Here is a 25,029-nt window from a genome sequence, read left to right as displayed (position 1 = left end):
TGTAAATATAAACGATTTAGAATGAAACGTGTAGTTGTTGGACTTTCTGGTGGAGTAGATTCGAGTGTTGCAGCTTATTTGTTGCAACAACAAGGGTACGAAGTTATTGGCCTTTTTATGAAAAACTGGCACGATGACTCAGTTACTATTTCTAATGAATGCCCATGGTTAGAGGATAGTAATGATGCTTTATTAGTAGCTGAAAAACTCGGAATACCGTTTCAAACTGTCGATTTAAGCGAAGAATATAAAGAAAAAATCGTTGATTATATGTTCAACGAATACGAAAAAGGAAGAACTCCAAATCCTGATGTACTTTGTAACCGCGAAATCAAATTTGATGTTTTCATGAAAATTGCCTTAAGTCTAGGTGCTGATTATGTAGCAACGGGACATTACTGCCAAAAAAGTGAAATTGAAGTTGATGGAAAGCCTGTTTATCAATTGATTGCAGGTGCTGACAACAATAAAGATCAATCGTATTTTTTATGTCAATTGTCGCAAGATCAATTGGCAAAAGCCTTATTTCCAATTGGTGCTTTAACAAAACCGGAAGTGCGCGAAATCGCTGCCGAAATGGATTTGGTAACGGCTGAAAAGAAAGATTCTCAAGGATTATGTTTTATTGGAAAAGTACGTTTACCGGAATTTTTACAACAAAAGCTACAACCTAAAGAAGGTAAAATTGTTCAGATTGATAAGAATGATCCAATTTATAATATTGAAAAACCAACAGATTTATCATTAGAGTCAGCATTGAAATTAGAAGCTCAAAAGCTAAATTATCTTCCAACAATGGGAAAAGTAGTTGGGAAACATCAAGGTGCTCATTATTTTACAATTGGACAAAGAAAAGGTTTGAATGTGGGTGGAACAACTGATCCATTATTTATTATTGCGACCAATGTTGAAACCAATACGATTTATACAGGTTTAACAAGCAATCATCCTGGTCTGTTTAAAAAAGCTTTATTTATTGAAAAATCTGAAGTGCACTGGATTCGTACAGATTTAGCTTTAAAGATAGGTGAAACGATGGAAGTGATGGCGAGAATTCGTTACCGTCAGCCTTTACAAAAAGCTACTTTACACCAATTAGAAGACGGAATGTACGCTCGTTTTGATGAACCCCAATCTGCTATAACTGAAGGTCAGTTTGTTGCCTGGTATTTCGGTAACGAATTAGTTGGTTCGGGAGTAATTTCTTAGCTTTATACTTTTTTACGAAGGTTTTCCTTTTAAAAAAGTAAACTATGAAATACATTTTCACGTTTCTTTTATTGTTTGTTTTTTCTGCGATGTTTTCGCAAGAAGATGCATGGGTTTATTTTAAAGATAAGCCAGGCTCACAAGTATTTGTAGATAAACCTTTAGATATGCTTACGCAGCGTTCTTTAGACCGAAGAACGAATCAGAATATTCCTTTAAATGTTGCTGATGTTCCTGTAGAAAAAAGCTATGTTACTCAAATAAAAGCGAGTTCAGGAATTACCATCATGGCAAAGTCAAAATGGCTTAATGCGCTTCATATTCGTGGAAATCAGGCTACTATTTTGGCACTTAAATCATTTTCGTTTGTTGATAAAGTTGTTTTTGCTAATAGAACTTTAAATACTACTTCTAAAAATACAACTTCTAAAAAAGTTTCAGAGAATAGAGAAGTTCAAACAAACAATAAGCTTAACACTACCATTGATTATGCTTATGGAAATTCTGCAAGTCAAATTCAAATGCTTAACGGACAGGCTTTACATAAGCAGAATTATACTGGTTCCGGAAAAATAATTGCTGTTTTAGATGCAGGCTTTCCGGGCGTAAACACAGCGCAGCCTTTTCAAAATTTACAGACTAAAAATCAGATTTTGGGAGGTTACGATTTTGTTAACCGAAATACTAATTTTTATACGGGAGATGATCACGGAACTTTAGTGCTTTCAACAATGGGAGGTTATAAAGAAAATGCATTGGTAGGCACAGCTCCGGATGCTTCTTATTATTTATTCATAACCGAAGATGATGCTACTGAAAATCCGGTTGAAGAATCATTATGGGTTGAAGCAGCAGAAAAAGCCGATAGTTTGGGTGTTGATATTATCACGACTTCATTAGGTTATTTTGAATATGATAATCTCAATTATAGCCATACTTATAGTGATATGAATGGAAGCACTAATTTCATTTCGCGTGGAGCAGAAATTGCTTTTAGTAAAGGGATAATTGTTGTAGCCTCGGCAGGAAATGAAGGCAGAACAGCTGAGCCTCATATTGGAGGCCCGGCCGATGCTGTTTCTGTTATCACAGTTGGTTCTGTTGATTCTGCCAAACTAAAATCTAATTTCAGTTCAATTGGACCGAGTTTCGATAATCGGATAAAACCAGATGTAATGGCGCAGGGAACCGCTACAGTAGTTTCTGATGCTTCAGGTATTATTGGAACTTCTAATGGAACTTCATTTTCATGTCCGGTAATGGCTGGAATGATTGCATGCTTATGGCAGGCTTTTCCAACGAAAACGAATAAGGAAATTCGAAAAATGCTCTTGGAGATTTCGGATCGATACGCAAATCCAAATAATGATTATGGATATGGAATTCCGAATTTTGGATCTACTTTAGGAGTTGAAAGTTTTCAGGTTTCTTCTGATTTTTCAGTATTCCCGAATCCAGCTAAAACTTTTGTTTCTTTTTCTTTTTCAAATGAAAATGTTAATGCATCAGTTTCAATCTACTCTGTTTTAGGACAAAAATTAATCGAAAAACAAATTACAAATCAAAACTCAATTCTTTCTGTAGAAGCCTTAAATAGCGGACTCTATTTTTATACTTTTGATGCTGAAGGTTTGCATAAAACAGGAAAGATAATCAAACAATAACAGCCTATTTGCATGAATAAAATTACCCAACTCTTCAATATAAAATACCCAATAATTCAAGGTGGAATGATCTGGAACAGTGGTTATAAGCTGGCATCTGCAGTTAGTAATTCAGGTGGTCTAGGCTTGATAGGCGCCGGTTCTATGTATCCTGAAGTATTAAGGGAACACATTCAAAAATGTAAAAAATCTACTGATAAACCTTTTGGTGTTAACATTCCGATGTTATATCCAAACCTTGAAGAAATCATAAATATTGTAGTTGAAGAAGGAGTCAAGATTGTTTTTACTTCAGCCGGAAATCCTAAAACATGGACTTCTTTTCTTAAGGAAAAAGGAATAACAGTTGTTCATGTTGTAAGCAGTAGTATTTTTGCCTTAAAAGCGCAAGAAGCAGGAGTAGATGCTATTGTTGCAGAAGGTTTTGAAGCCGGCGGACACAACGGACGTGACGAAACTACAACACTGACTCTAATTCCGATGGTGAAAGAAAAAATTCAGATTCCGATTATCGCTGCTGGTGGAATTGCAACTGGAAGAGGAATGCTGGCTACCATGATATTAGGAGCTGACGGAGTTCAGGTTGGAAGTCGTTTTGCAGCTTCATTTGAATCTTCGGCACACAATAATTTCAAAGAAACGATAGTTAATAGTAAAGAAGGGGATACTCATTTGACCTTGAAAGAATTAGCTCCAGTACGTTTGATTAAAAATAAGTTTTATCAGGATGTTCAGGAATTGTATGAAAAATGCCCTTCAAAGGAAGAATTAATCCAGCTGTTAGGTCGTGCCAGAGCTAAAAAAGGAATGTTTGAGGGTGATCTTGAAGAAGGAGAACTTGAAATTGGACAAATCGCAGGATTGATTCATGAAATTCTTCCAGTCGAACAAATTATTCAACAAATGATGACCGAATTTGAAGTTGCCTGCAAAGAAAAAGCTAAATTTGAGTTTTAATTATCTGCAAGAAATACAATATGAATTCTATACGAACCTACATAATATTATTTTTTTTAGCATTTGGTCTGCAACAGGTTCAAAGTCAGTCTTATCAATTTAAAACTTCAGGATTTAGTGTTTTAGAAAAAAATGAAAGAGGAAAGTGGGGTGATTGGTCCAATCTTGACTTAGTGAATTTATCCGTAATTCTGGATACTAACAAACACCGAATTGTAGTTTATTCGCAGGAAATCCAGCTTTTTAATATTTTGAATTACATTGAAAGAGAAGAAAACGATACTGATATTGTTTATTCCTTCATGTGTAAAGACAATGATGGACGAGAATGCAAGTTGTCTATTATTACACGTAAAAAACAAGAATACCGCAAACAGCTTTATATTAACTACGACGATCATATTATCGTTTATAATATGTCTAGTGTGTAATTACATTGAGAAATCAATAATTAATACTTTAGATAAAATGACAAACCCGACAAGTTCCATAACTTGCCGGGTTTGTCATGTAAAATCTTAGTCCCTAAGCTTCGGGATAGTATCTCAGAAACTTAGAAACTCTTTAAGAATCAATATCTTTAATAAACTCATCGTACTCTAAGTAAAACATTTCCAGCGCATTCATTTTTTCAAAAAAGAAATCAAAAATAGTATCCCAATTATTGCGATTGCTAAAACCAACTCCTTGTTTTTCAACCCAGATTCTGCTAATGGTTTTACCGCTTTCTAAAGTGTAGTTTTTCTCATAAACCAAATCAGAAAGAAATTCTTCTTCTAGAATATTTTTTAAAGCTTCTATTTTTTCGAAGTATGCATTCCGTTTTTCATCACTTCTGTGCTCAATATCAATTAAGACCTGCGCTTTTTTGTTATCAACGAAAAATTTAAAAGAAAAGTCTTTTATTTTAGTGTCATAAAGAACCCATTTGCGTGGATATTTTTCGGCGAAAGCCACCCAAAATTCTCTTTTTATCTTTTGTGATTCTTCTCTACTGTACATTTTTATGGGCTTTGGTTCTGGAAAACTTGTGGAACCGCGTTTTCTGGACTATATTTATATTTTATTTGAAAGTACAAAAATAAACTTTGAATATGAATTTTCAAGATTTTTTGCAATATGTTCCTAATTTAATTCCAGTTGAATTGCCGGCAAATTTGGCCCACCTAAAAATGGCCCCAAAAGGACGTCTCGAAGAACTTAGAAATGTTGATTTAAAAACAAAAAATCCCAGAATTGCAGCGGTAATGATGTTGTTTTATCCTAAAAATGATGAAACACATTTAGTTTTAATTGTCAGAAACGCTTATAATGGTGTGCATTCCTCTCAAATTGCCTTTCCTGGAGGGAAATATGAAATTTCCGATATCAATTTTGAAGAAACTGCTCTACGTGAAACGGAAGAAGAAGTTGGTGTTTCATTAGAAAAAATTGAAATAATTAAGAAGTTTACACCAGTGTATATTCCGCCAAGTAATTTTTTGGTGCATCCTTTTTTAGGAATTGCAAAAGAAGAACTTTCATTTTATCCTGATATCAGAGAAGTTGCTGATATTATTGAGTTACCTTTATCTGTCTTTTTAGACGATGAAATAATTATCGAAACCACGCTATCAACTTCTTACGCAACAGATATTCTGGTTCCGGCATTTAATATCCAAAATCATATTGTCTGGGGAGCGACGGCTATGATTTTGAGCGAACTGAGGGAAGTCTTAAAAATAACTTTTGCAGAAAATTTCTAAAAACAATAAAATAACAATTTGGTATTCATTAGATTAGCAACTTTTGGTAGAAATTGTTTAAAACTGTCGCTAAAAGAATAATTTTTGTATGTTTGCGACTTAACAAAAAAATACAATACGTAGCTATGGGATTGTTTAAACGAAATCCTTTTGGACATATATTATTCATCAAGAAATGGTTAATCCGTATTTTGGGTGCCATGACGCATAGAAGGTATAGGGGGTTTAATGAATTACAGATTGAAGGATCTGAAATTATTAAAACATTGCCGGATACGAATGTATTGTTTATATCAAATCACCAAACGTATTTTGCCGATGTTGTGGCTATGTTTCACGTCTTTAACGCAAGTTTAAGCGGGCGTCAGGATACGATTAAAAATATCGGTTACTTATGGCAGCCGAAGATGAATTTATATTATGTGGCTGCAAAAGAAACAATGAAAGCCGGCTTATTACCGAGAATTATGGCTTATGCGGGTGCTATTACAGTTGAAAGAACCTGGCGTGCTAAAGGTGTTGATGTGACTGAAAAAAGAGACGTAAATCCTAATGATACTGAGAATATAAGAATAGCACTTGAAGATGGTTGGGTAATTACATTTCCGCAAGGAACTACAAAATCATTCAAACCAGTTCGCAAAGGAACTGCACATATTATTAAACAACACAGACCTATTGTTATTCCGATTGTTATTGATGGTTTTCGTCGCTCATTTGATAAAAAGGGATTGAGAACAAAGAAAAAAGGAATTTTGCAATCGTTCATAATCAAAGAACCTCTTGATATTGATTATGAAAACGATACAATTGAAGAGATTGTAGAAAAAGTAGAATACGCCATTGAACAACATCCATCATTTTTAAAAGTTATTCCAGCCGAAGTAATTAAGGTGGAAGAAGAACTTAACGAAATGAGAAGATGGAGTTATAAGGCCCCAGAAAATGAAAATTAGATTTGTAGATGTTCTCAGGTTTCAAGTGGTAGACTTAGCAACTTATCAACTTAGTATCTTAGAACCTTAGCAGCTTAGACTAAAAATCAATTTTCTTCAACTCTTTATAATTAGCATATAATCTTCGCAATAGCGTTCCGTAAAGTAATCGGTAAAAACACCAGAACAATCCAAAAAAGGCGCAGGCAACTAAAAATGCTATCCCGAAAGTTATAACCATAGCTTTGCCATTTGCCGCTAATTTTTCTCTTATAAAGGCCATGTCCGGATTATATACAAAAGCAACAAAGAAGCTCAATATTGCTATTATAACAATCATTCCCAAATTATACCAGACATAATACTGGACTGTTTTTCGAGTTCGTAATATAGCACTCATCAATGATTTGGTAGCAACGGTCGTTGAAATGGTAGTGTAATTTTTATAGAAGATAAATACGAAAACCAATCCTACTAAATAGTTTAGATAAGTCAGGTATTCAAGGGCATTGACAATTTCCGGATGATTTATTTTTTGCATAACATCATCGGTGTTGAGAAATAAGTTTGAAAAAGTCCAAAACGAAATTTCCAAAATACTGATTATCAAAATCCACTTCACAATTGAAGATGATTTTTTGTGAATCATTCTGTAGATTTCTTTTTCAGAAATTTGCTCAAAAGAATCCGAGTTCTTTTTCCAGTCTTTTTTTAATAAATCCAGTTCTTTCATAATAATTTTTAAGGATTTAGTATTTTTTTAAGTTTCCCTTTAATTCTGTTCATTTTCACGCGCGCATTCACTTCGCTGATTCCTAAGGTCTCGGCTATTTCTTGATAATCTTTGTCTTCTAAATACATAAAAACTAATGCTTTTTCGATGTCATTAAGCTGATAAACTGCTTTATACATCAATTTAATCTGTTCTTCTTCTTCATAATTGTAGTCAACATCTTTTACAAAATGCTGATGACTTTCGTATTCTACTGTCGATATGGTTCTTTTGGTTTTTCGATATAAGGTAATGGCTGTATTTAACGCCACACGATACGTCCAGGTCGAAAATTTACTGTCGCCCCTAAATTTAGGATATGCTTTCCAGAGCTGAATGGTAATTTCCTGAAACAAGTCTTTGTGAGCGTCTTCGCCAGCAGTATATAATCTACAAATCTTGTGGATTATATTCTGGTTAGCCTTCAATTGCGCAACAAATGACTGTTCTAGGTTTTCGCTCATAAAGTATTAGTAGTATTGCAATCTATTTTGTTACAAAGATTTTTTCTTTAGCCACTAATTTCACTAATTTTCACTAATTTTTTGTGATAAATTTTCACTCATACAAACTCAGTCATAATTAGTGGAAATTAGTGTAATTCGTGGCAAACTTTTATAATTTTCTGGTTTTATAATAATTCACCATCAAATCTACAAATTTACTGTAGCTGTCCATACCGTCTTTTTGATTGTTTGTTTTTAGGAAATTGTCATAAAAAACATGGAAACCTTCATCTATAAAAGTATCATATTGTTTCCAGAAATCATGGCTTTCCTGATAGTTTTTTAAGATTCCGACATGCGTTTGTCTTTTTAACTGTTCGAAAATTTTCTCATTCTTAACTTGCCAAATTCCTAAACAATAGCGTAGAGCAAAACTGTACCCGGAATATTGAAAATATAAATTATCGTTTTTTACAGAAGCTAAAACCCCGATAAAATTACACTCACTTTCGCTGGCATAACCCATTTGGTGCGCCATTTCATGACAAGTAGTGGCAGGGAAATTATACATAGGTAACAAATCATTTACTTGTGCTTCATTCGTAAATGGGTTCAAATAACCGCCAAATCCCATATATGTCAAGGGAAGACTAAAAAGAGATTTTTTTACACTTAAAATTTCATATTTAAAATAGGGATGTTCTTTAGCCAGATTGTTGTATCCGTATAGGGTCATCTTAAAAGCGTCTTTTTGAGAGTAAGGAAAAACGACTTTTGAACTATCATTTTTGGTAATTTGAAACTGAATTTCGTTGGTTTTTAGAATTAGTTTCTTGGTAAAAGCCAATAATTCTGCATCAGTATATTCTCTTTTGATATCCATTTTTTGAAAAAGCGGTTCACGATAATAATTGAATGCCCAAAGAATATGAAAGAGGAAATAAAAAACAGAAATTTTACCTAAGATTTTTAAAAGATGATCTTTAAAGTCTGTTTTCCATGTTTTTCGGATTTGCCAGAACCAGCTAATTATGGACAAGATTAAAACACTATAAATTAAGTCACCAAAAGAAAAAGGAATTTTGCCTAAAACGGTTCTTGAGAAATGTGAAATCCTAATATACAAATTGTTGCTATAAGCACCTTCGACAAAATCCGGAAAAAAAGGAAGGATTTTTAGAAAGATAATTTGAACAACTAGAAATATAGGGAGTATGTATTTTGATTTCACATCTTAAATTTTGATACGTAAATATAAATACAATATTAGAACTAAAAAAAGATTGTATTTACGGAGTTTGATTTTAAAGTAGATAATTAGTGCTAATTCGTGAAATTTGTGGCGAAAAAAAATATAAACTTTGTAACTTTGACATTCTTAATTGTTAAACTTCAAACAAAATATAATGAGTCAGGAAATAAGAAATCTGGAACCAAAAGCACTATGGAATAAGTTTGCCGATTTAAACGCTGTTCCGCGTCCGTCAAAAAAAGAAGAGCGTGTAATCGAGTTTATGAAAAGCTTTGGAAATAACCTGGGTTTAGAAACTTTTGAAGACGAAATTCGAAATGTCATTATCAGAAAACCGGCAACTCCAGGAATGGAAAATCGCAAAGCAATTGTAATGCAGGGGCATCTTGATATGGTACACCAAAAAAATGCAGATACAATTTTTGATTTCGATACACAAGGAATTGATATGTATGTTGATGGTGACTGGGTTCGTGCGCGTGGTACAACGCTTGGTGCTGATAATGGATTAGGAGTTGCTACAATTATGGCTATCTTAGAAAGTAAAGATATTCCGCATCCGGCAATTGAAGCTTTATTTACGATTGATGAAGAAACGGGAATGACAGGAGCTTTAAATCTTAAAGGAGGAATTCTTCAAGGTCAGATTTTATTGAATTTAGATACTGAAGAAGATGACGAGATTGATATAGGATGTGCTGGTGGTATCGACGTAACCGCTACAAGGACTTATCATGAAGAAGAAGTTCCGGAAGGGTCAGTTGGACATATTATTACTGTAAAAGGGTTAAATGGAGGTCATTCAGGAATGGATATTCATAAAGGTTTGGGGAATGCCAATAAAATTATGAATCGTTTGTTATTTGATGCTTTTGAAAACTTCGGTTTGCAGGTTGCTGAAATTAACGGAGGAAGTTTACGTAACGCTATTCCGAGAGAAAGTGTTGCTAAAGTGATTATTTCTGAAATGTTTGATGAAGCCTATATCTTTGATATGCAGGAAATCATCAATGATATTAAAGCAGAATATAAAACGACTGAACCAAATTTATCTATTGAAATCGTAAAATGCGATTTACCGGAAAAAGTAATGGATTTAGGAGTTCAGGAAGGAATCATTAGAGCTATTTATGCTGCCCAAAACGGTGTTTACAGAATGAGTGCTGATATGGATAATCTAGTTGAAACTTCAAATAATATTGCACGTGTTATTGTAAAAGATGGTGAAATATTAGTTGGATGTTTAACACGTTCATCTGTTGAAACTTCAAAATTTGATTTAGCGAATTCACTCCGTTCTGCTTTTGAATTAGTAGGTTGTGAAGTTGAACTTTCAGGTTCATATCCAGGTTGGACACCAAACGTAAACTCTGAAATTTTAGATACTTTAGTTGGAATTTATGAGAAACAAAACGGTGAGAAACCAAAAGTTGTAGCTTGTCACGCTGGTTTAGAATGTGGAATTCTTGGAACAAATTATCCTGATATGGATATGATTTCTTTTGGACCAACGATTCATGGTGCGCATTCACCTGACGAAAGAGCTAGCATTTCATCTGCTCAAAAATACTGGAAATTTGTTTTAGAAATTCTTTCGAATATCCCACTTAAATAGTAATTTCAGTGTTCAGTTTTTTAGTATTCAGTAAATCTGCATACTAAAAAACTGAACACTGTTTACTTTTTTTTAATCTCTCTTCGGAGAATTTTTCTTTTCTCTTTTCTCCTCTTTTTTTTCTTTAGCCGTTTTTAACGGTTCTTTTTTTGCCGTTTTTTTAGCATCTTGACTCTTTGCCATATTTTCTGATTTAGTTTATTTTATTTATTTTCAAGTAAATATAGTGATTTTTAAATTCGTTAAAAACAAAAAATCCCCAATTTAAAATTGAGGATTTGGATATTTTTCACTTAAAAGACAATTTCTAATTTCGCTTTAAGACTTTGTATTGTTCATAACAACCGCTAATAGCATCCAGAATTTGTAGATCATTAGCAGATTGAATAAAAGAATCAGAATAGTTGCAACGCTGTAAAATTTCAGGAATTTCGTCTTTGCTTATGCCTAAAAGTACCGCAAGCGTTTCACGATCATACTTCGATTCCAGAAGATTTCGAATAGTATCGTCTTTTTTCATATCTTTTAATTTCTTGAGTTCTCTTCCATTTTTCCCAAAGAAATTATATAGCATATCTGCCGGGTTAAAAATAGACCCCAATACTTTTCCAAAGGCATTTGGAGCATATTCTCCTGCTTCATACCCTTGTGTAAGACCAGAAATACTATAACGGTAATTTTCTTTAGTTGGAATCAATTTAGAATCAATTTCAAGATACCCTGTTAAATTAAAAGGAGCAATAACGACTTCTTCCAGAGCAATCGCTTTTTCTGTAAGCTGAATTCTTGTTACTTTATTTTTTATCCAGTCATTTGTTACTCTGATTCGAAGAGACTGAAATCCTAAAAGAGAGAAGTGTAATGTATCATTTGGCTGCACATCAATTTCAAAATATCCTTTAGCATCAGACTGTGCACCACGTACCTTGTTTGTGTTGATGATATTTACATTAGGAATAGGCTGTTTACTATTATCGTTGTAGATATAACCAGAAACTCTCTGAGGAGTTGTTGGTTCTGTTTCTTGTGCGAAACTGATGGTCGATATTAGTATAAAAAAGAAAACTGCGAAATATTTCATATCCTGATTTAAAGCACTAAAAGTAGTAAATCGGGATTAAATATTTCGCAGTCTTCGAATATAATTATCAGAAAATTAACAAAGGAAAGAAGTGCTGCTTTTAGTATTTAACTAAAAAGGGAATAAGAAGATTTAAATTAAATGGTTTCGAATTATAAAACGCATCAATTCAAAAAAAGTTTTAAAATAAAAAAAATCCCAAATTCCAATTAGTATGGAATTTGGGATTTTTATATTTAAAAGAAAATTAAATGATTAATCTCTTCTTGGTCTTCTTGGTCTTGGTGAATCACCAAAGCTTTCAGAACGTCTTGGAGCTCTGTCTGAACTACCTTCTGTTCTTGGAGTTGAGCTTCTGAAACCACCTTCTCTTTTAGGAGCAGATGAATTTCTGTCGCTTCTGAAACCACCTTCTCTTGGAGCTGAATTTCTGTCGCTTCTGAATCCGCCACCGCCAGAACCTTCACGTCTTGGTCCGAAACTTCCTCCGCCAGAACCTTCTCTTCTTGGTCCGCCAGCGCTTCTTCCGCCACCAGAACGTCCGTTATGGTCACGTCTTCCGCCACCGTCATTTTTAGAAATTTCAACATTAATACGACGCCCTTCTAATTGTACGTTGTTTAATACTTCCATTACTTTGTCAGTGTGCTCAGGATCTGTGTTAAAGAAAGAGAAACCTTCTTTTACGTCTACTTTGAAAACGTCATCACGACCTAAATCTAATGTTTCTTTCAGGTAATCTTTAAGAGTCATCCAGTCAAAATTATCTCTTGAACCGATGTTTACAAAATAACGAACTGCTCCGTTATTATTGAATTCTCTTGGCTCAGAATCACTTCTTTCGCGTCTTTCTCCGGCCTGAGATGAAATATCTCTATTCTTTTTATAGTAAGCAATAAAACGGTTAAATTCTACTGAAACCATTTTCTTAATCAACTCTTCTTTAGATAATCCTTCAAGAACATTGTTGATTGCTGGTAAATAGTTGTCAATTTCATGATCAACTTCAGTATCTTTAATTTTGTTTGCTAAGTGCAACAATTGAATTTCGCAGATTTCGATTCCGGATGGAATAGTTTTTTCTTCGAATTTTTGTTTGATAATTCTTTCGATAGAAGAAATTTTACGCAACTCGCTTTTTGTAACAATTACAATAGAAGTTCCTAATTTTCCAGCTCTACCAGTACGTCCGGAACGGTGATTGTAAGTTTCAATTTCGTCAGGAAGTTGGTAATTTACTACGTGAGTAATATTATCAACGTCAATACCACGTGCAGCAACGTCAGTAGCAACAAGCATCTGAATTTGTCTTCCACGGAAAGATTTCATTACACCATCACGTTGCGCCTGAGATAAATCTCCGTGCAATGCAGCAGCGCTGTATCCATCTTCAATCAATTTTTCAGCTACAGCCTGAGTATCTCTTTTAGTACGACAAAAAACTACAGAGAAAATATCCGGGTTAGCATCGGCTAAACGTTTTAAGGCTTCGTAACGGTCACGAGCATTTACTAAGTAAAATTCGTGAGAAACTGTTGCAGAACCTGAGTTCTTAGCTCCAACAGTAATTTCAACAGGGTCGCTCATGAATTGTTTTGCAATTCTTGCAACCTCTTGTGGCATAGTTGCAGAGAACAACCATGTACTTTTTTGGTCAGGAGTATCAGATAAAATAGATACGATGTCCTCATAAAATCCCATGTTCAACATTTCATCAGCCTCATCCAAAATACAGTAATCTATATTTTTAATGTTTACCAATCCTCTGTTGATCATGTCTTGCATTCTTCCTGGAGTAGCTACAATAATTTGTGCTCCTCTTTTAATGTCCCTAGCTTGCTCTGTAATACTAGCCCCGCCGTAAACTGCTACCACATTAATACCTTTCTCGTATTTTGAGTAGTTTTTAAGTTCGTTGGTAATCTGTAAACAAAGTTCTCGTGTTGGCGATAAAACTAATGCTTGTGTATTTCTGTTGTCAGCATCAATTTTTTGAATTAGCGGAAAACCGAAAGCTGCCGTTTTCCCTGTCCCTGTCTGAGCCAACGCAACCATATCTGTGTCTTTTTCCAATAATAGGGGAATCGCTTTCTCCTGTACTTCTGACGGATTCTCAAATCCTAGATCTAAAATCGCCTTCAGTAACGATTCATTCAATCCTAATTGTTCAAATTTATTCATATGTGTATTTAAAATAGGGTGCAAAATTACTGTTAATATTCCATATAAACTAATGCATTTTTAAGAATTATGCATTTGTTATGATTTGATTATCAAAAAGTTATGTTTATCGCAAAATCAATTTGATAAGAAAATGAATAATTTTACGTCTAGTAATATAAATTTTACCCTTTAAATTGTTGTATTTTGAACAATTATTTTGTGGAGTTCAGGAAATCAATTAGTTGCTTAGTTGCTTTTGCACGGTGACTGATTTTATTTTTAATATCTGAGGATAATTCGGCAAATGTTTCTGAATAATTCTCAGGCTGAAATATAGGATCATATCCAAAACCGTGATTTCCTGCTTTACTAAAAGTAATTTCTCCTTTGGCAAGCCCGGTAAAAAGATGCTGCTCTCCATTTAAGTTTAAGGCAATAACGGTCTTGAACTGTGCACTACGATCTGATTTGTCTTTTAAGGCATTCAGAAGTTTATTCATATTATCATCGGCATTGCGCTGTTCGCCGGCATATCTTGCAGAATAAACACCTGGTTCACCATTTAGAGCCGTAACTTCTAAACCTGTATCATCAGCAAAACAATCATAGCCATATTTTTGAGTTACATAATCTGCTTTCAAAATCGCATTGCCTTCAATAGTATCAGCCGTTTCCGGAATTTCTTCATGACAGCCAATTTCTTCGAGACTTAATAATTGTATGGATCCATTTAAGATACTTTGAATTTCTTTGATTTTATTTAGATTGTTTGATGCAAAAACGAGTTTCATAATAAAGAGTTTAGTTGTATTAGCAATTGTAATACAAATTTAGAATTCTTATATTTGATAAGTTGCCTAAAAAGAAAATAAATGGAAATATCCGCCTTATATAAAAAGATAACGCCTTTTGTCAGACCATACCGAAAAATGGTAATTGCGACTTTGCTGCTTACTTTTTTAGGTTCATTTGCGGCACAGGTAAACGCTTTAATCTTGAAATATACGGTTGATACAATTAGTAATTTGATGGTGGCACATGAACCTTTGTCAAAAGGATTTCATTTATTAGGTATTATAAGTATAGTATTGCTCTCCAAAGAATTAATTTATTCAATAGTTCAATTTGGACAGAAATTCTATGGAGAAAAACTTCGGATCTTCATAACCCGTGATATTTCACAGACCATAGTCGAAAAAATTCTAAGCTATAGAATGGAATTTTATACTTCGAATGAAAATGAAAGCGGGAAACTCCAAACCAGAATTGATTTAGGAATTAGCAGTTTAACAAGATTGGTTCAGAATTTTTTTATTGACATTCTGCCGTTATTTGCTAATGCTTTTGTAGCATTAATTTTGATGTTTTATGCCAATTTTTATGTTGGTTTGGTGAGTTTATGCATTATTCCAATTTATTTTTATGTGAGCCAATTGCAAGCCAGTAAATTAAGTGGATTTAGAAGAAGAATGCGTTCTTATAGAGAAACAAAAAATAACGGAATTATAAGTTTAATCGAATCGATAACCGTAATAAAATCGTTTGTTCGTGAACCAATGGAAGCCGATCGGCATCAGAATATTCAATTTGAAATGACTGAAAATCAATTGGAAACCAGGAAAACCAGTTTTATTTTTGAAAGCATAAAAGGTTTCATTGAACAAATTGGTGTTGTAATTATTATCATTCTGACAGCTTATTTTGTTTTGAATAATACCATGACCATTGGTGCGATCATGTTTCATATAATGTTGTTTAATAATGTATCATCGCCAATTAGACAATTGCACCGAATTTATGATGAAGTAAACGATGCCCTAATTTATTCCGAAGGATTTTTCGATATTTTAGAATCAGATCAGGAAAAAGAAACGAGCGGAAATTATATCCCGGAGAAAATCGTTGGCCTTATAGAAGTTAAAGATGTCGATTTTAGTTATCCAAACGGAACTAAAGCGCTTTCTGATATTAATTTTACGATCAAACCAAATGAAACCAGTGCATTGGTTGGGTTAAGCGGCGCAGGAAAAAGTACGATTATCAATTTATTGGATAAATTTTATTTGCCTTCCTCGGGGAAAATTTATTTGGATGGAGTAGATTTAAACGATTATAACACCGATTTTCTTCGTAAAAATATTGGATTAGTATTGCAAAAGAATCATATTTTTAAAGGAACTATCGCCGAAAATATTCTTTACGGAAATCCCGATGCTACACAATCTGAAATTATTGATGCCGCCAAACAAGCTTATATTCACGAGCAGGTTATGCAATTGCCTAAAGGCTATGATTCTGATGCGCATTTACTTTCGGGTGGACAACAGCAGCGAATTGCGATTGCCCGGTTATTTTTGAAGAATCCGCCGATTATCTTTTTAGATGAGCCTACTGCCAGTTTGGATGCGATTGCAACAGAACAAATAAAAAAATCCCTGGATGCTATTAAAAAAGACCGAACTGTAATTATTATCTCACATAGTATTTCTCAGATTATCGATGCCTCACATATTATTGTTTTAGAACAGGGAAGATGTGTAGAGCAAGGAACACATGACGAATTATACGATAATAAATCTGTGTATTATGGAATATTTACGGCTATGGCGAATAGTTTAAATATCGAAAAGATTACGCAGACACTTGATTAGTACAGTGTTTTAAAGTGAATTTTTCGATCACAAAAGCAATTGCAATTCCAAAAGTATAAGCGAGAATATCACTCCATAAAAAACCTTGTCCGAGAACATATCGTCCAAAAAGTGTTTTTCTGAGTGCGATCATCCATTCTCCCTGATAAAGTTGTAAAAACTCAATTCCGTAACAGATTAATAAGGAAAGAATCATTATTTGAATAGCATTTTTCTCAATCAATATTACTCTGGTAAGTGTATAAATCATAACAGCATATAGCAGATCGCCGATACATAATGGAATAAAACTAATTTTTCTGGAGATGATACCAAGAAAAATAATTCCGAGGAAAATAATGAAATAATGAAGTCGGTATTTTCTCAAAGTTTAATATTAATAGGTGGCATTAGTACTTTTCTTGGTAAACAAAAATACAAAGATTCGCATACGTGTACTTTATTTTCTAAATTTATCAATTCAAAAAAACTTTACCAAAACAATAACCACATGAATACAAGATTTACTGTAGTGATTTTAGCTTTATTTCTTTCGGGAAGTATTGCCTATTCTCAAAAAAATAATTCATTTAGCGTTAAAAAACAACTTGAATATTGCGCTGCACAAGCTTCAAAAACATTAAAAGTAATTCCGGATGACGGAACTTCTCCAAGAACAGTTCCGAATGGAAGCAAAGAATGGAAATTTGTTGGCTATAAAGATTGGACAAGTGGATTTTGGCCTGGAGAATTATGGTATTTGTACCAAGCAACCGGAGATAAAAAATGGGAAAAAGAAGCAGATAAATTCAGTCGATTTTTAACTCCATTATCAGTTAGCAAAGCAGGTGATCACGATTTAGGTTTTCAGGTTTTCAATAGTTTTGGAAACGGTTATCGTTTGACAAAAAATAAGGAATACAAAGATATTATCCTGAAAACGGCCGATACTCTTGCAACACTTTTTAATCCAAAAGTCGGAACCATTCAATCATGGCCGCATAATAAAATGGGAGGTCATAATACGATTATCGATAATATGATGAATTTAGAATTGCTTTTTTGGGCTTCTAAAAATGGCGGGAATAAAAAGTTGTATGACATTGCCGTAAAACATGCTGAAACCACAATGGCCAATCATTTTAGACCAGACAATTCTTCTTATCATGTTATTATTTATGATTATGAAACCGGTAAAAAAATAAAAGGAAGAACCGCACAAGGTTATAGCGACGACAGTATGTGGGCGCGCGGACAGGCTTGGGGTATTTATGGTTTCACAATGGTTTACAGAGAAACAAAAGATCCTAAATTCTTAGATTTTGCGCATAAAATCGCTCGTGTTTATTTGGACAGATTAACAACAGAAGATTTAATTCCGTATTGGGATTTTAATGCTCCCGGAATTCCGAATGAACCAAGAGATGCTTCAGCAGCAGCCATTGTATCTTCGGCATTGATTGAATTAAGTTCTTATACAAAAGATAAAAATCTGAAAAACGAATATTTGACAAAATCTAAAAAAATGATTGTTTCACTTTCAAATGATTATCAGAGTCATGATGTTAATTCGGCATTTTTGCTTCATTCAACAGGCCATAAACCAGCCGGAAGCGAAATCGACTGTTCTATAAATTATGCTGATTATTATTATTTGGAAGCTCTTTTAAGACTTCAAAAACTAAAATAAATTAAAAAGATTATGATGAAGAAAATAATAAGCCAAATCTTATTTGCAATTATTATAGTATTAATGATTGTAAGTTGCAAAAACACCAAGCAAAAACTTCAGGAATATGTTGTTTCGTATAATCAAGCTGCTACAAATTTTAAAAATGAAAATGTCACGCTAACAACTGCGAGAGGTTATATCAATGACAATAAAATCGAATTGCGATTTGAAACTGATTTAAAACAAAGTGAATCTAATAAACAAGAAGCCGAAAAAAAACTTCCAGAGCTACTAAAAGCGATGATAAATAAGGATCAAATTTTTAAGGAATTAATTGAAGAAGGTGTCCAATTTGATGTTTATTTTTTAGCGGACGATAATACGGTTCTTGCAAAACAAATCATAAACAAGGAAGAATTAACCGAATTGTTGAAAAATTAGTTCGATTCAGTAAAGTGTTTTACAAATTCAAAGCCTCTTTAAATATTATTAGAGAGGTTTTTTTATTCATTATTTTTTTGAAATGAAAGAGCAACTTCAATTTTAGTACGTGTTTGGTATATTTTGAGTAAATAAGTTGTAGTCAAATAATTACATTTTTAATTTTTATGAGCTACTATTGTTTTTGTATAGAAAGTTTGTTATGTTTGAGTTAAAAAATAACTATAAAACCAAAAAATTATGAAAAAAATTACCCAAATCGTATTTGCTTTTGCCGTTGTTCTATTGCTGGTAAGCTGTAAAAATACCAAGCAAAAAATCCAGGAACATGTTAATAATTATAATACTTCGTCATCTATAAAAGGAGGAAACGTTGTTAGTACAACTGCCAAAGCATTTTTAAATGACAATAAAATTGAAATAAGAATTGAAACCAATCTGGAAGGAACTGACGCAAACAAATTAGCGTATAAAGATACTTTTCCGAGTTTGCTTAAAGAAATGGTTAAAAATGATCAAATTTCTCCGTCATTAATCGAAGAAGGAGTAAAGTTTGATGTGTACTTTTTATCTTACAATAATATAATTCTTGCTCAGCAATTAGTTGATAAGGAAGAATTGGCAGTTATAGAAAATGATGCTACAGCTGGTAAAGAAACTGCAAAGCTTTAATTTGAAATAAATCCAAAAAAAACATAATCACCATAATATAAAAAAAGCCTCTTTGAAATTAACAAGGAGGCTTTTTTTATTTTTAATGTCTGGTAACATTTGTTAATTGATCAGGGAAATACGAGTCTGATAAATTGGCAAATTCATCTCCACGCATAAATATATTGATGTCCACATCTGCGAAACTTTTCTTCCCTGCTGCCGCTAAAAGTTCATTAGCTGCATGCAAAGTATTTTTATGAAAATGATAAACGCGCTCTGATTTATCAGTTACAACCAAGCCTTTCATCAACATTTTATTTTGAGTTGCCACTCCGGTTGGGCATTCATTATTGTGACAACGTAAGGCTTGAATACAGCCTAATGAAAACATAAAACCACGGGCGCTGTTGCACATATCAGCACCTAAAGCAATCGCATGTAAAATAGAGTATCCTGAAATAATTTTACCACTCCCGATAATACGTATTTTGTCGCGAATATTTAATCCGATCAATGTTTTGTTTACAAAGATTAAAGCAGGTTCAAAAGGCATTCCAACTCCATCTGCAAATTCAAGAGGAGCTGCACCGGTTCCACCTTCGGCACCATCAACGGTTATGAAGTCAGGATAAATATCTTCAGCAATCATTTCGTGGCAAATGGCTTCAAACTCCGCTGTGTTTCCAATACATAATTTAAATCCAACTGGTTTTCCATTTGATAATTCACGCAACTGCTTTATAAAATGAATGAGCCCTTTACTGTCTGAAAAAGCATGATGGCCGGGAGGAGAAAGAATAGTTGTATGTGGTTCAACGCCTCTGATTTTAGCAATCTGAACCGTATTTTTTGCTGCAGGTAATACTCCGCCGTGACCCGGTTTTGCACCTTGAGAAAGTTTAATTTCAATCATTTTCACGTTCGGAAGGTTCGCTTTTTCTGAGAATTTTTCTGGACTGAAATTCCCATCAGCAGCACGACAGCCAAAATAACCTGTACCAATTTGCCAGGTAATATCGCCACCGCCTGCAAGATGATATTCGGTTAAACCACCTTCGCCGGTATTTTGGTAGAAATTTCCTTTTTTGGCACCAAGATTTATCGCACGAACAGCATTTTCGCTTAGCGAACCAAAACTCATGGCAGAAACATTAAATAAAGAAGCTAAATAAGGTTGTTTACAATCTTTTCCGCCAACCAAAACACGAGGTAATTCTTCATTGACCTTTGCCGGAAAAATAGAATGTTTTATTCCTTCGTAACTGTTATGATTTAAATTTAATTGTGTTCCAAAAGGCGAATTAGAATCTATGTTTTTTGCTCTTTGATAAACTAAAGAACGCTGGTTTCTGGAGAAAGGTTTTCCGTCAGTAGATCTTTCAATGAAATACTGCTGAATTTCTGGTGCAATCATTTCGAATAAATATCTGAAATAACCCAAAACAGGAAAATTTCTTAAAATAGCATGCTTTTTTTGAATAATATTATAAACACCAACTACCAATAAGATTGGAAGAATAATCACTAGTAAAAAACCACGTTTTGTATAAAAGTAAATGGTAACAACAATTATTAACAATAAGAATCCGTAAATAAAGAATTTTTTTCTCATGTTTTTAAAACTTTAAAATGTAATAATTTGGTAATTAGTTGAATCTCAAACGGACATAAACGTGTTTGATTCCTTTTTTGTCTGATTCTCTTTCGTCAATTTCAAGAATATCGGTCAGGGATTTCAGCATCGGCGTAAGCTTAGAAAAACCATAATTTCTTGGGTCAAATTCGGGTTTTTTCTTAACAATTAAATTCCCGACATCACCTAAAAATGCCCATCCATCGTCATCTTCAATATCTTCAATGGTGTCTTCAATTAGTTCAATGGTTTGTTTGTCAATTTTATGCAATGCTTTTTCTGAAGGTTTTTCTACTGGTTTTTTGGCGTCAGCAGCGACAGTAGTTTTAGGCTTTTTCTTTTGAATAGCGCCATCCAAAACCTCAATATAAATAAATCTGTCACAGGCAACGATGAAAGAGTTTGGTGTTTTCTTTTCTCCAATACCAATAACTTTCATGCCAGATTCTCGCAAACGTATAGCTAAACGTGTAAAATCGCTATCGCTTGATACGATGCAAAATCCGTCTAGTTTTCCGGAATAAAGCAAATCCATTGCATCAATAATTAAGGCAGAATCAGAGGAATTTTTCCCAACCGTATAACTGTATTGCTGAATAGGAGTAATGGCATGTTCCAGCAAAACACCTTTCCAGCCATTTGAGTTTGGCTTTGTCCAATCGGCATAAATACGTTTGGTAGTTGGTGTTCCAAATTTTGCTATTTCTTCCATCATGCCTTTTACATTGCTGTAAGGCACGTTATCGGCATCTATAAGAACCGCTAATTTTAAATCTTTGGAGTTGCTTAAGGGCATATCTGGATATTAAAAATTTACATTACTCCCAAAGGTAAAACTAAAATTGGTTTTTATAGGAATTTGAGATTAAAATAAGTCTTTTGTATTTTATAAATTATTCTGGTTATAATAAGTATTTTTTTTATTAAAATTAATTAAAGATAATTTTGTCTTTAATTATAAAGTGAATATATTTGTAGGGAATTTAATCATTGAATATATGTTTTCAAAAGCATGCGAGTACGGCATTCGGGCCTCTATTTTTATAGCAACCAAATCATCGGAGGGAATTCGGGTTGGAATAAAAGATGTTGCCAAAGAAATTGATTCACCGGAACCTTTTACAGCTAAAATCATGCAGATTCTTACCAAAAGTGGTATCATCGCTTCGGCCAAAGGAGTTGGTGGTGGATTCGAAGTTTCGAATGAAGCTGTAAAATCCATAAAGCTGATTAAGATTGTAGATGCAATAGATGGGAATACCATATATAAAGGTTGTGGCATTGGATTAAAAGAATGTTCAGAAACGCACCCTTGTCCGGTTCATAATGAGTTCAAAAAAATACGCGAACTGCTTTTGGCAATGCTAACCAATACTACTTTGGAACAATTAGCTTCGGGAGTAAATTCGGGAGATTTTTATCTGAAAATATTGAATCAAAGAGAATAAAAATTTTAAAATCTAAATAACTAATTATGAATAAAAAAGTTAAAATTTCTATAGTAATGTTAATGGGTGTTTTAGCCATTACTTCTTGTGGAAAAAAAGAAAATCCACAAACCGAAGAACCAACAGAAGTAACAGAAACTCCATCTGATGAAGGTAATAAACCTGTCGTAAGTAATGTTCTCGTTATTGAAGGAAACGATCAAATGCAGTTTAACACAAATGAATTAAGAGCTGTAGCAGGAAAACCAATTACGTTGACCTTAAAGCACGTTGGTAAAATTCCAAAAGAAGCCATGGGACATAATCTGGTTATTTTACAGGAAGGAACTGATGAAGCTACTTTTGCCGCAAAAGCGATTGAAGCAAAAGCTACTGATTATATTCCGGCTTCAGAAAAGGCATCAATTGTTGCACATACTAAATTACTTGGTGGAGGAGAAGAAGATACGATCGAATTTACAATAGATAAAAAAGGAACTTATAACTTTTTATGTACTTTTCCTGGGCATGTTGCTATGATGAAAGGTGTGTTAATTGTAGAATAAAGCCAAACTCTGATACTTTTAGGTATTAGAGTTTTTTAATAATACAATAAAAGATAAAATTATCTTTTATTGATAAAAGCAAATAAAAAATAATTAATTATAAACAAAATGGAAAATTTAAAAGATAAAACTATTGGGGCATTTGTAGCTCAGGATTTTAGAACAGCAGCAGTATTTTCAAAATATCAAATTGATTTTTGTTGCAAAGGAAACAGAACAATCAATGAAGTTTGTGAAAAACAAGATATTGACTCAGATATTCTGCTTCAAAATGTATTTGACGTCCTTCAGTCAGAAAACAACAATACAATAGATTTTAATTCGTGGCCTTTAGACTTACTGGTCGATTATATCGAAAAAACACATCATCGTTATGTTGAAGAAAAAACAGGAGTTATTCTGCAGTTTTTAAATAAATTATGTAGTGTGCATGGAGCAAATCATCCAGAATTATTTAGAATAAATGAATTGTTTACTGCAGGGGCGGGGGAATTATCTCAGCATATGAAGAAAGAAGAACTGATGTTGTTTCCTTTCATTAAAAGAATGGTGAAAACCAAAGAATCGAATGGTGTTTTGTCGCAACCTTCTTTCGGAACAGTTTCAAATCCAATCGCAATGATGATGCAGGAACATGATAATGAAGGAGAACGCTTTCGCGAAATTGCAAATTTGACAAATAATTACACTGCTCCGGCAGATGGTTGTACGACTTATAAAGTAGCATTTGCTATGTTGGACGAATTTGAGCAGGATTTACATAAACACATTCATTTAGAAAACAATATTCTTTTTCCTAAAGCTGTAATTTTAGAAGAAGAGTTTGCATAAAAATGTAATAATTTAGAAATAAGTGCACTGAACAAATCTCAATAAATGAATTGTTATCAGTGCATTTTTTATTTATAAGAAAAATGAAACTATTGTCTAAAATGAATGCACAGAGAAACTGGATAGTTTGTTGCTTTATAAATTTTATTGTGGCTTCAATTATGGGCTTACTGATGCGTTTTACCTATCTTTTTCCTTTTAAAAACATCAATTATATTTATTTGCTTCATGCGCATTCTCACGTTGCAATGCTTGGTTGGGCTTATATGATGATTTATGTTTTGATTCTTCATTTTTTTATTCCGAAAGACAAAAGTGATAAATCAATTTACAATCAATTATTTTGGATCACAGAATTTACAGTTGTCGGAATGATGATAAGTTTTCCGATTCAGGGATACGCTTTGTTTTCGATTGTATTTTCTACCCTGCATATTTTATTGAGTTATGTTTTTTGTTGGCTGGTTTGGAGAGATGGTTCGAAAGATAGGGATGCTGCCGGTAAACTAATGATAGCATCAATTTTATTCATGGTTTTCTCGACTTTTGGAGTGTGGTGTTTAGGTCCAACAATCAATATGTTAGGAAAACAAAGTGTTTTTTATCAGATTGCTATTCAGTTTTTTCTTCACTTTCAATTTAATGGTTGGTTTTTATTTGCAATTTTGGCTTTATTTATAAAGCAATTTAATAATGAAATAGTGGCAAAGCAATTTAGAATTTTCCTGACATTGTTAGTTTTAACTACACTTTTTACGGCAACATTTTCAATAAGTTGGTTTATAGAAAACCAGATTTTAAAGTGGATTAATACATTTGGAGTTTTATTGCAATTGGTTTCTTTTCTTTATTTCTATAAAATGCTGCAACCCCAAATAAGTCAATTTAAGGCAAATATTAATTCAATTACTAAGTTGACTTATGTTTTTGCTTTATCAGCATTATTTTTAAAAATAACATTACAATTCGTTGTGCTTGCACCGAATTTGACTGAAGTGTCACATCAAATCAGGAACTGGGTAATTGGATTTATTCATTTGACCACTCTCGGAATTATTACCGGATTTTTGTTTGGAATATTAGTTCATAATAATCTCCTTCCGCGAAAAGCTTATTTATTAAAAATTGGAGTAAAGTGTTTTTTCTTCGGATATGTAATTACGGAGATGCTTTTATTTTTACAGGGATTTTTATATTACTCAGGCAAAGGATTACTTTTTAGCTACTATGAAGCACTTTTTGGATCCAGCATCTTTATTGTTGCAGGGTTGTTGTTTATTCTGATTTCGGTATTAAAAACAAAAACAAGGTTCGATTAATCAAAATCTTCCCTTGT

Annotated in this window: 25 protein-coding genes; 15 read left to right on the top strand and 10 right to left on the bottom strand. The window is 33.3% G+C overall.

Features of this window, described 5'->3' with window-relative positions:
* The first annotated feature begins 21 nt into the window (after window positions 1-21).
* From mnmA to AC6CH4_RS17790, 4 genes are read left to right on the top strand one after another with little or no spacing between them, the layout of a single operon-like run.
* Window positions 22-1,209 carry a tRNA 2-thiouridine(34) synthase MnmA gene (gene mnmA / locus AC6CH4_RS17805; RefSeq protein ID WP_498105310.1) on the top strand — a complete coding sequence of 396 codons (1,188 nt, stop codon included), beginning with the start codon at window positions 22-24 and terminating at the stop codon, window positions 1,207-1,209.
* A 44-nt stretch (window positions 1,210-1,253) separates the two neighbouring features.
* Complete coding sequence (locus AC6CH4_RS17800; RefSeq protein WP_498105308.1) at window positions 1,254-2,873, top strand: S8 family serine peptidase; 1,620 nt, start codon at window positions 1,254-1,256, stop codon at window positions 2,871-2,873.
* Window positions 2,874-2,885: 12 nt separating this feature from the next.
* Entirely contained in the window at window positions 2,886-3,830 is a 945-nt protein-coding gene (locus tag AC6CH4_RS17795) for an NAD(P)H-dependent flavin oxidoreductase (RefSeq protein WP_498105306.1), read from the top strand.
* Between the two features lie 20 nt (window positions 3,831-3,850).
* Window positions 3,851-4,261 (top strand): hypothetical protein, encoded by a 411-nt coding sequence (locus tag AC6CH4_RS17790; RefSeq protein ID WP_498105304.1) that lies wholly within the window; start codon window positions 3,851-3,853, stop codon window positions 4,259-4,261.
* Window positions 4,262-4,394: 133 nt separating this feature from the next.
* On the opposite strand, the gene AC6CH4_RS17785 is transcribed toward AC6CH4_RS17790, so the two are convergent.
* Window positions 4,395-4,832, bottom strand: coding sequence for a DUF4268 domain-containing protein (locus tag AC6CH4_RS17785; protein ID WP_498105302.1), 438 nt, complete (start codon window positions 4,830-4,832; stop codon window positions 4,395-4,397).
* A 92-nt stretch (window positions 4,833-4,924) separates the two neighbouring features.
* Here AC6CH4_RS17785 and AC6CH4_RS17780 point away from each other — a divergent pair, with 92 nt between their 5' ends.
* Together AC6CH4_RS17780 and AC6CH4_RS17775 are read left to right on the top strand one after the other, a co-directional pair.
* Window positions 4,925-5,575, top strand: coding sequence for an NUDIX hydrolase (locus AC6CH4_RS17780; RefSeq protein ID WP_498105300.1), 651 nt, complete (start codon window positions 4,925-4,927; stop codon window positions 5,573-5,575).
* A gap of 125 nt (window positions 5,576-5,700) precedes the next feature.
* Window positions 5,701-6,531: a lysophospholipid acyltransferase family protein gene (locus AC6CH4_RS17775; RefSeq protein ID WP_498105298.1), complete on the top strand. Its 831-nt coding sequence runs from the start codon at window positions 5,701-5,703 to the stop codon at window positions 6,529-6,531.
* 79 nt (window positions 6,532-6,610) lie between these two features.
* Here AC6CH4_RS17775 and AC6CH4_RS17770 read toward each other — a convergent pair whose 3' ends face one another.
* The 3 genes from AC6CH4_RS17770 to AC6CH4_RS17760 all read right to left on the bottom strand — a co-directional run bounded on the left by AC6CH4_RS17770 (window position 6,611) and on the right by AC6CH4_RS17760 (window position 8,959).
* Window positions 6,611-7,243 carry a DUF8845 family protein gene (locus tag AC6CH4_RS17770; RefSeq protein ID WP_498105296.1) on the bottom strand — a complete coding sequence of 211 codons (633 nt, stop codon included), beginning with the start codon at window positions 7,241-7,243 and terminating at the stop codon, window positions 6,611-6,613.
* Between the two features lie 8 nt (window positions 7,244-7,251).
* Window positions 7,252-7,746 (bottom strand): RNA polymerase sigma factor, encoded by a 495-nt coding sequence (locus AC6CH4_RS17765; RefSeq protein WP_026982022.1) that lies wholly within the window; start codon window positions 7,744-7,746, stop codon window positions 7,252-7,254.
* A gap of 151 nt (window positions 7,747-7,897) precedes the next feature.
* On the bottom strand, window positions 7,898-8,959 hold the full coding sequence (locus AC6CH4_RS17760; RefSeq protein ID WP_498105294.1) for a DUF3810 domain-containing protein: 1,062 nt from the start codon (window positions 8,957-8,959) through the stop codon (window positions 7,898-7,900).
* Between the two features lie 175 nt (window positions 8,960-9,134).
* Between AC6CH4_RS17760 and AC6CH4_RS17755 the strand changes: the two genes are divergently transcribed.
* Entirely contained in the window at window positions 9,135-10,595 is a 1,461-nt protein-coding gene (locus tag AC6CH4_RS17755; RefSeq protein WP_498105292.1) for an aminoacyl-histidine dipeptidase, read from the top strand.
* A gap of 307 nt (window positions 10,596-10,902) precedes the next feature.
* Here the strand turns inward: AC6CH4_RS17755 and AC6CH4_RS17750 are convergent, their stop codons facing one another.
* From AC6CH4_RS17750 to AC6CH4_RS17740, 3 genes are all read right to left on the bottom strand, one after another.
* Complete coding sequence (locus tag AC6CH4_RS17750; RefSeq protein WP_498105290.1) at window positions 10,903-11,676, bottom strand: carboxypeptidase-like regulatory domain-containing protein; 774 nt, start codon at window positions 11,674-11,676, stop codon at window positions 10,903-10,905.
* A 255-nt stretch (window positions 11,677-11,931) separates the two neighbouring features.
* Window positions 11,932-13,857, bottom strand: a complete 1,926-nt coding sequence (locus tag AC6CH4_RS17745) for a DEAD/DEAH box helicase (RefSeq protein WP_498105288.1) — start codon at window positions 13,855-13,857, stop codon at window positions 11,932-11,934.
* Between the two features lie 194 nt (window positions 13,858-14,051).
* Entirely contained in the window at window positions 14,052-14,630 is a 579-nt protein-coding gene (locus AC6CH4_RS17740; protein WP_498105286.1) for a non-canonical purine NTP diphosphatase, read from the bottom strand.
* A gap of 81 nt (window positions 14,631-14,711) precedes the next feature.
* Here AC6CH4_RS17740 and AC6CH4_RS17735 point away from each other — a divergent pair, with 81 nt between their 5' ends.
* Complete coding sequence (locus tag AC6CH4_RS17735) at window positions 14,712-16,490, top strand: ABC transporter ATP-binding protein (RefSeq protein ID WP_498105284.1); 1,779 nt, start codon at window positions 14,712-14,714, stop codon at window positions 16,488-16,490.
* Here the strand turns inward: AC6CH4_RS17735 and AC6CH4_RS17730 are convergent.
* Window positions 16,471-16,857: a ribosomal maturation YjgA family protein gene (locus AC6CH4_RS17730; RefSeq protein ID WP_498105282.1), complete on the bottom strand. Its 387-nt coding sequence runs from the start codon at window positions 16,855-16,857 to the stop codon at window positions 16,471-16,473. The two genes, AC6CH4_RS17735 and AC6CH4_RS17730, sit on opposite strands and share 20 nt — an antisense overlap.
* A 123-nt stretch (window positions 16,858-16,980) precedes the next feature.
* Between AC6CH4_RS17730 and AC6CH4_RS17725 the strand changes: the two genes are divergently transcribed.
* The 3 genes from AC6CH4_RS17725 (at window position 16,981) to AC6CH4_RS17715 (ending at window position 19,254) form a co-directional block, all read left to right on the top strand.
* Window positions 16,981-18,159, top strand: a complete 1,179-nt coding sequence (locus AC6CH4_RS17725) for a glycoside hydrolase family 88 protein (RefSeq protein ID WP_498105280.1) — start codon at window positions 16,981-16,983, stop codon at window positions 18,157-18,159.
* 12 nt (window positions 18,160-18,171) lie between these two features.
* Entirely contained in the window at window positions 18,172-18,582 is a 411-nt protein-coding gene (locus AC6CH4_RS17720; protein WP_498105278.1) for a hypothetical protein, read from the top strand.
* Window positions 18,583-18,822: 240 nt separating this feature from the next.
* The gene (locus tag AC6CH4_RS17715; protein WP_498105276.1) at window positions 18,823-19,254 is read left to right on the top strand and encodes a hypothetical protein; all 432 of its coding nucleotides are present in this window, start codon (window positions 18,823-18,825) and stop codon (window positions 19,252-19,254) included.
* Between the two features lie 82 nt (window positions 19,255-19,336).
* Here the strand turns inward: AC6CH4_RS17715 and AC6CH4_RS17710 are convergent, their stop codons facing one another.
* Both AC6CH4_RS17710 and AC6CH4_RS17705 read right to left on the bottom strand, forming a co-directional pair.
* Window positions 19,337-20,848, bottom strand: coding sequence for an FMN-binding glutamate synthase family protein (locus AC6CH4_RS17710; RefSeq protein ID WP_498105274.1), 1,512 nt, complete (start codon window positions 20,846-20,848; stop codon window positions 19,337-19,339).
* A 34-nt stretch (window positions 20,849-20,882) separates the two neighbouring features.
* The gene (locus AC6CH4_RS17705; protein WP_192185295.1) at window positions 20,883-21,665 is read right to left on the bottom strand and encodes an NYN domain-containing protein; all 783 of its coding nucleotides are present in this window, start codon (window positions 21,663-21,665) and stop codon (window positions 20,883-20,885) included.
* Between the two features lie 202 nt (window positions 21,666-21,867).
* On the opposite strand from AC6CH4_RS17705, the gene AC6CH4_RS17700 reads away from it, so the two are divergent.
* From AC6CH4_RS17700 to AC6CH4_RS17685, 4 genes are all read left to right on the top strand, one after another.
* On the top strand, window positions 21,868-22,317 hold the full coding sequence (locus AC6CH4_RS17700; protein WP_498105272.1) for an RrF2 family transcriptional regulator: 450 nt from the start codon (window positions 21,868-21,870) through the stop codon (window positions 22,315-22,317).
* A 26-nt stretch (window positions 22,318-22,343) separates the two neighbouring features.
* A complete protein-coding gene (azu, locus tag AC6CH4_RS17695) occupies window positions 22,344-22,862 on the top strand; it encodes an azurin (RefSeq protein ID WP_498105270.1) in 519 nt (172 codons plus the stop codon).
* A gap of 108 nt (window positions 22,863-22,970) precedes the next feature.
* Window positions 22,971-23,693 (top strand): iron-sulfur cluster repair di-iron protein, encoded by a 723-nt coding sequence (ric, locus tag AC6CH4_RS17690; protein WP_498105268.1) that lies wholly within the window; start codon window positions 22,971-22,973, stop codon window positions 23,691-23,693.
* Between the two features lie 101 nt (window positions 23,694-23,794).
* Entirely contained in the window at window positions 23,795-25,012 is a 1,218-nt protein-coding gene (locus tag AC6CH4_RS17685) for a hypothetical protein (RefSeq protein WP_498105266.1), read from the top strand.
* Window positions 25,013-25,029 lie beyond the last annotated feature (17 nt).

This window comes from Flavobacterium sp. GQ95, assembly GCF_059758655.1.
The sequence above is the reverse complement of the archived record's forward strand: the minus strand, read 5'-3'. Positions and strand labels throughout refer to the sequence as shown.

What these genes read in the sequence shown, in the direction of transcription:
- AC6CH4_RS17775 (WP_498105298.1), top strand. Translation starts at nt 5,701, where the DNA reads ATGGGATTGTTTAAACGAAATCCTTTTGGACATATATTATTCATCAAG.
- AC6CH4_RS17700 (WP_498105272.1), top strand. Translation starts at nt 21,868, where the DNA reads ATGTTTTCAAAAGCATGCGAGTACGGCATTCGGGCCTCTATTTTTATA.
- AC6CH4_RS17710 (WP_498105274.1), bottom strand. Translation starts at nt 20,848, where the DNA reads ATGAGAAAAAAATTCTTTATTTACGGATTCTTATTGTTAATAATTGTT.
- mnmA (WP_498105310.1), top strand. Translation starts at nt 22, where the DNA reads ATGAAACGTGTAGTTGTTGGACTTTCTGGTGGAGTAGATTCGAGTGTT.
- AC6CH4_RS17780 (WP_498105300.1), top strand. Translation starts at nt 4,925, where the DNA reads ATGAATTTTCAAGATTTTTTGCAATATGTTCCTAATTTAATTCCAGTT.
- AC6CH4_RS17785 (WP_498105302.1), bottom strand. Translation starts at nt 4,832, where the DNA reads ATGTACAGTAGAGAAGAATCACAAAAGATAAAAAGAGAATTTTGGGTG.
- AC6CH4_RS17745 (WP_498105288.1), bottom strand. Translation starts at nt 13,857, where the DNA reads ATGAATAAATTTGAACAATTAGGATTGAATGAATCGTTACTGAAGGCG.
- AC6CH4_RS17795 (WP_498105306.1), top strand. Translation starts at nt 2,886, where the DNA reads ATGAATAAAATTACCCAACTCTTCAATATAAAATACCCAATAATTCAA.
- AC6CH4_RS17750 (WP_498105290.1), bottom strand. Translation starts at nt 11,676, where the DNA reads ATGAAATATTTCGCAGTTTTCTTTTTTATACTAATATCGACCATCAGT.
- AC6CH4_RS17740 (WP_498105286.1), bottom strand. Translation starts at nt 14,630, where the DNA reads ATGAAACTCGTTTTTGCATCAAACAATCTAAATAAAATCAAAGAAATT.
- AC6CH4_RS17720 (WP_498105278.1), top strand. Translation starts at nt 18,172, where the DNA reads ATGATGAAGAAAATAATAAGCCAAATCTTATTTGCAATTATTATAGTA.
- AC6CH4_RS17705 (WP_192185295.1), bottom strand. Translation starts at nt 21,665, where the DNA reads ATGCCCTTAAGCAACTCCAAAGATTTAAAATTAGCGGTTCTTATAGAT.
- AC6CH4_RS17770 (WP_498105296.1), bottom strand. Translation starts at nt 7,243, where the DNA reads ATGAAAGAACTGGATTTATTAAAAAAAGACTGGAAAAAGAACTCGGAT.
- azu (WP_498105270.1), top strand. Translation starts at nt 22,344, where the DNA reads ATGAATAAAAAAGTTAAAATTTCTATAGTAATGTTAATGGGTGTTTTA.
- AC6CH4_RS17790 (WP_498105304.1), top strand. Translation starts at nt 3,851, where the DNA reads ATGAATTCTATACGAACCTACATAATATTATTTTTTTTAGCATTTGGT.
- AC6CH4_RS17725 (WP_498105280.1), top strand. Translation starts at nt 16,981, where the DNA reads ATGAATACAAGATTTACTGTAGTGATTTTAGCTTTATTTCTTTCGGGA.
- AC6CH4_RS17685 (WP_498105266.1), top strand. Translation starts at nt 23,795, where the DNA reads ATGAATGCACAGAGAAACTGGATAGTTTGTTGCTTTATAAATTTTATT.
- AC6CH4_RS17755 (WP_498105292.1), top strand. Translation starts at nt 9,135, where the DNA reads ATGAGTCAGGAAATAAGAAATCTGGAACCAAAAGCACTATGGAATAAG.
- ric (WP_498105268.1), top strand. Translation starts at nt 22,971, where the DNA reads ATGGAAAATTTAAAAGATAAAACTATTGGGGCATTTGTAGCTCAGGAT.
- AC6CH4_RS17735 (WP_498105284.1), top strand. Translation starts at nt 14,712, where the DNA reads ATGGAAATATCCGCCTTATATAAAAAGATAACGCCTTTTGTCAGACCA.
- AC6CH4_RS17715 (WP_498105276.1), top strand. Translation starts at nt 18,823, where the DNA reads ATGAAAAAAATTACCCAAATCGTATTTGCTTTTGCCGTTGTTCTATTG.
- AC6CH4_RS17800 (WP_498105308.1), top strand. Translation starts at nt 1,254, where the DNA reads ATGAAATACATTTTCACGTTTCTTTTATTGTTTGTTTTTTCTGCGATG.
- AC6CH4_RS17765 (WP_026982022.1), bottom strand. Translation starts at nt 7,746, where the DNA reads ATGAGCGAAAACCTAGAACAGTCATTTGTTGCGCAATTGAAGGCTAAC.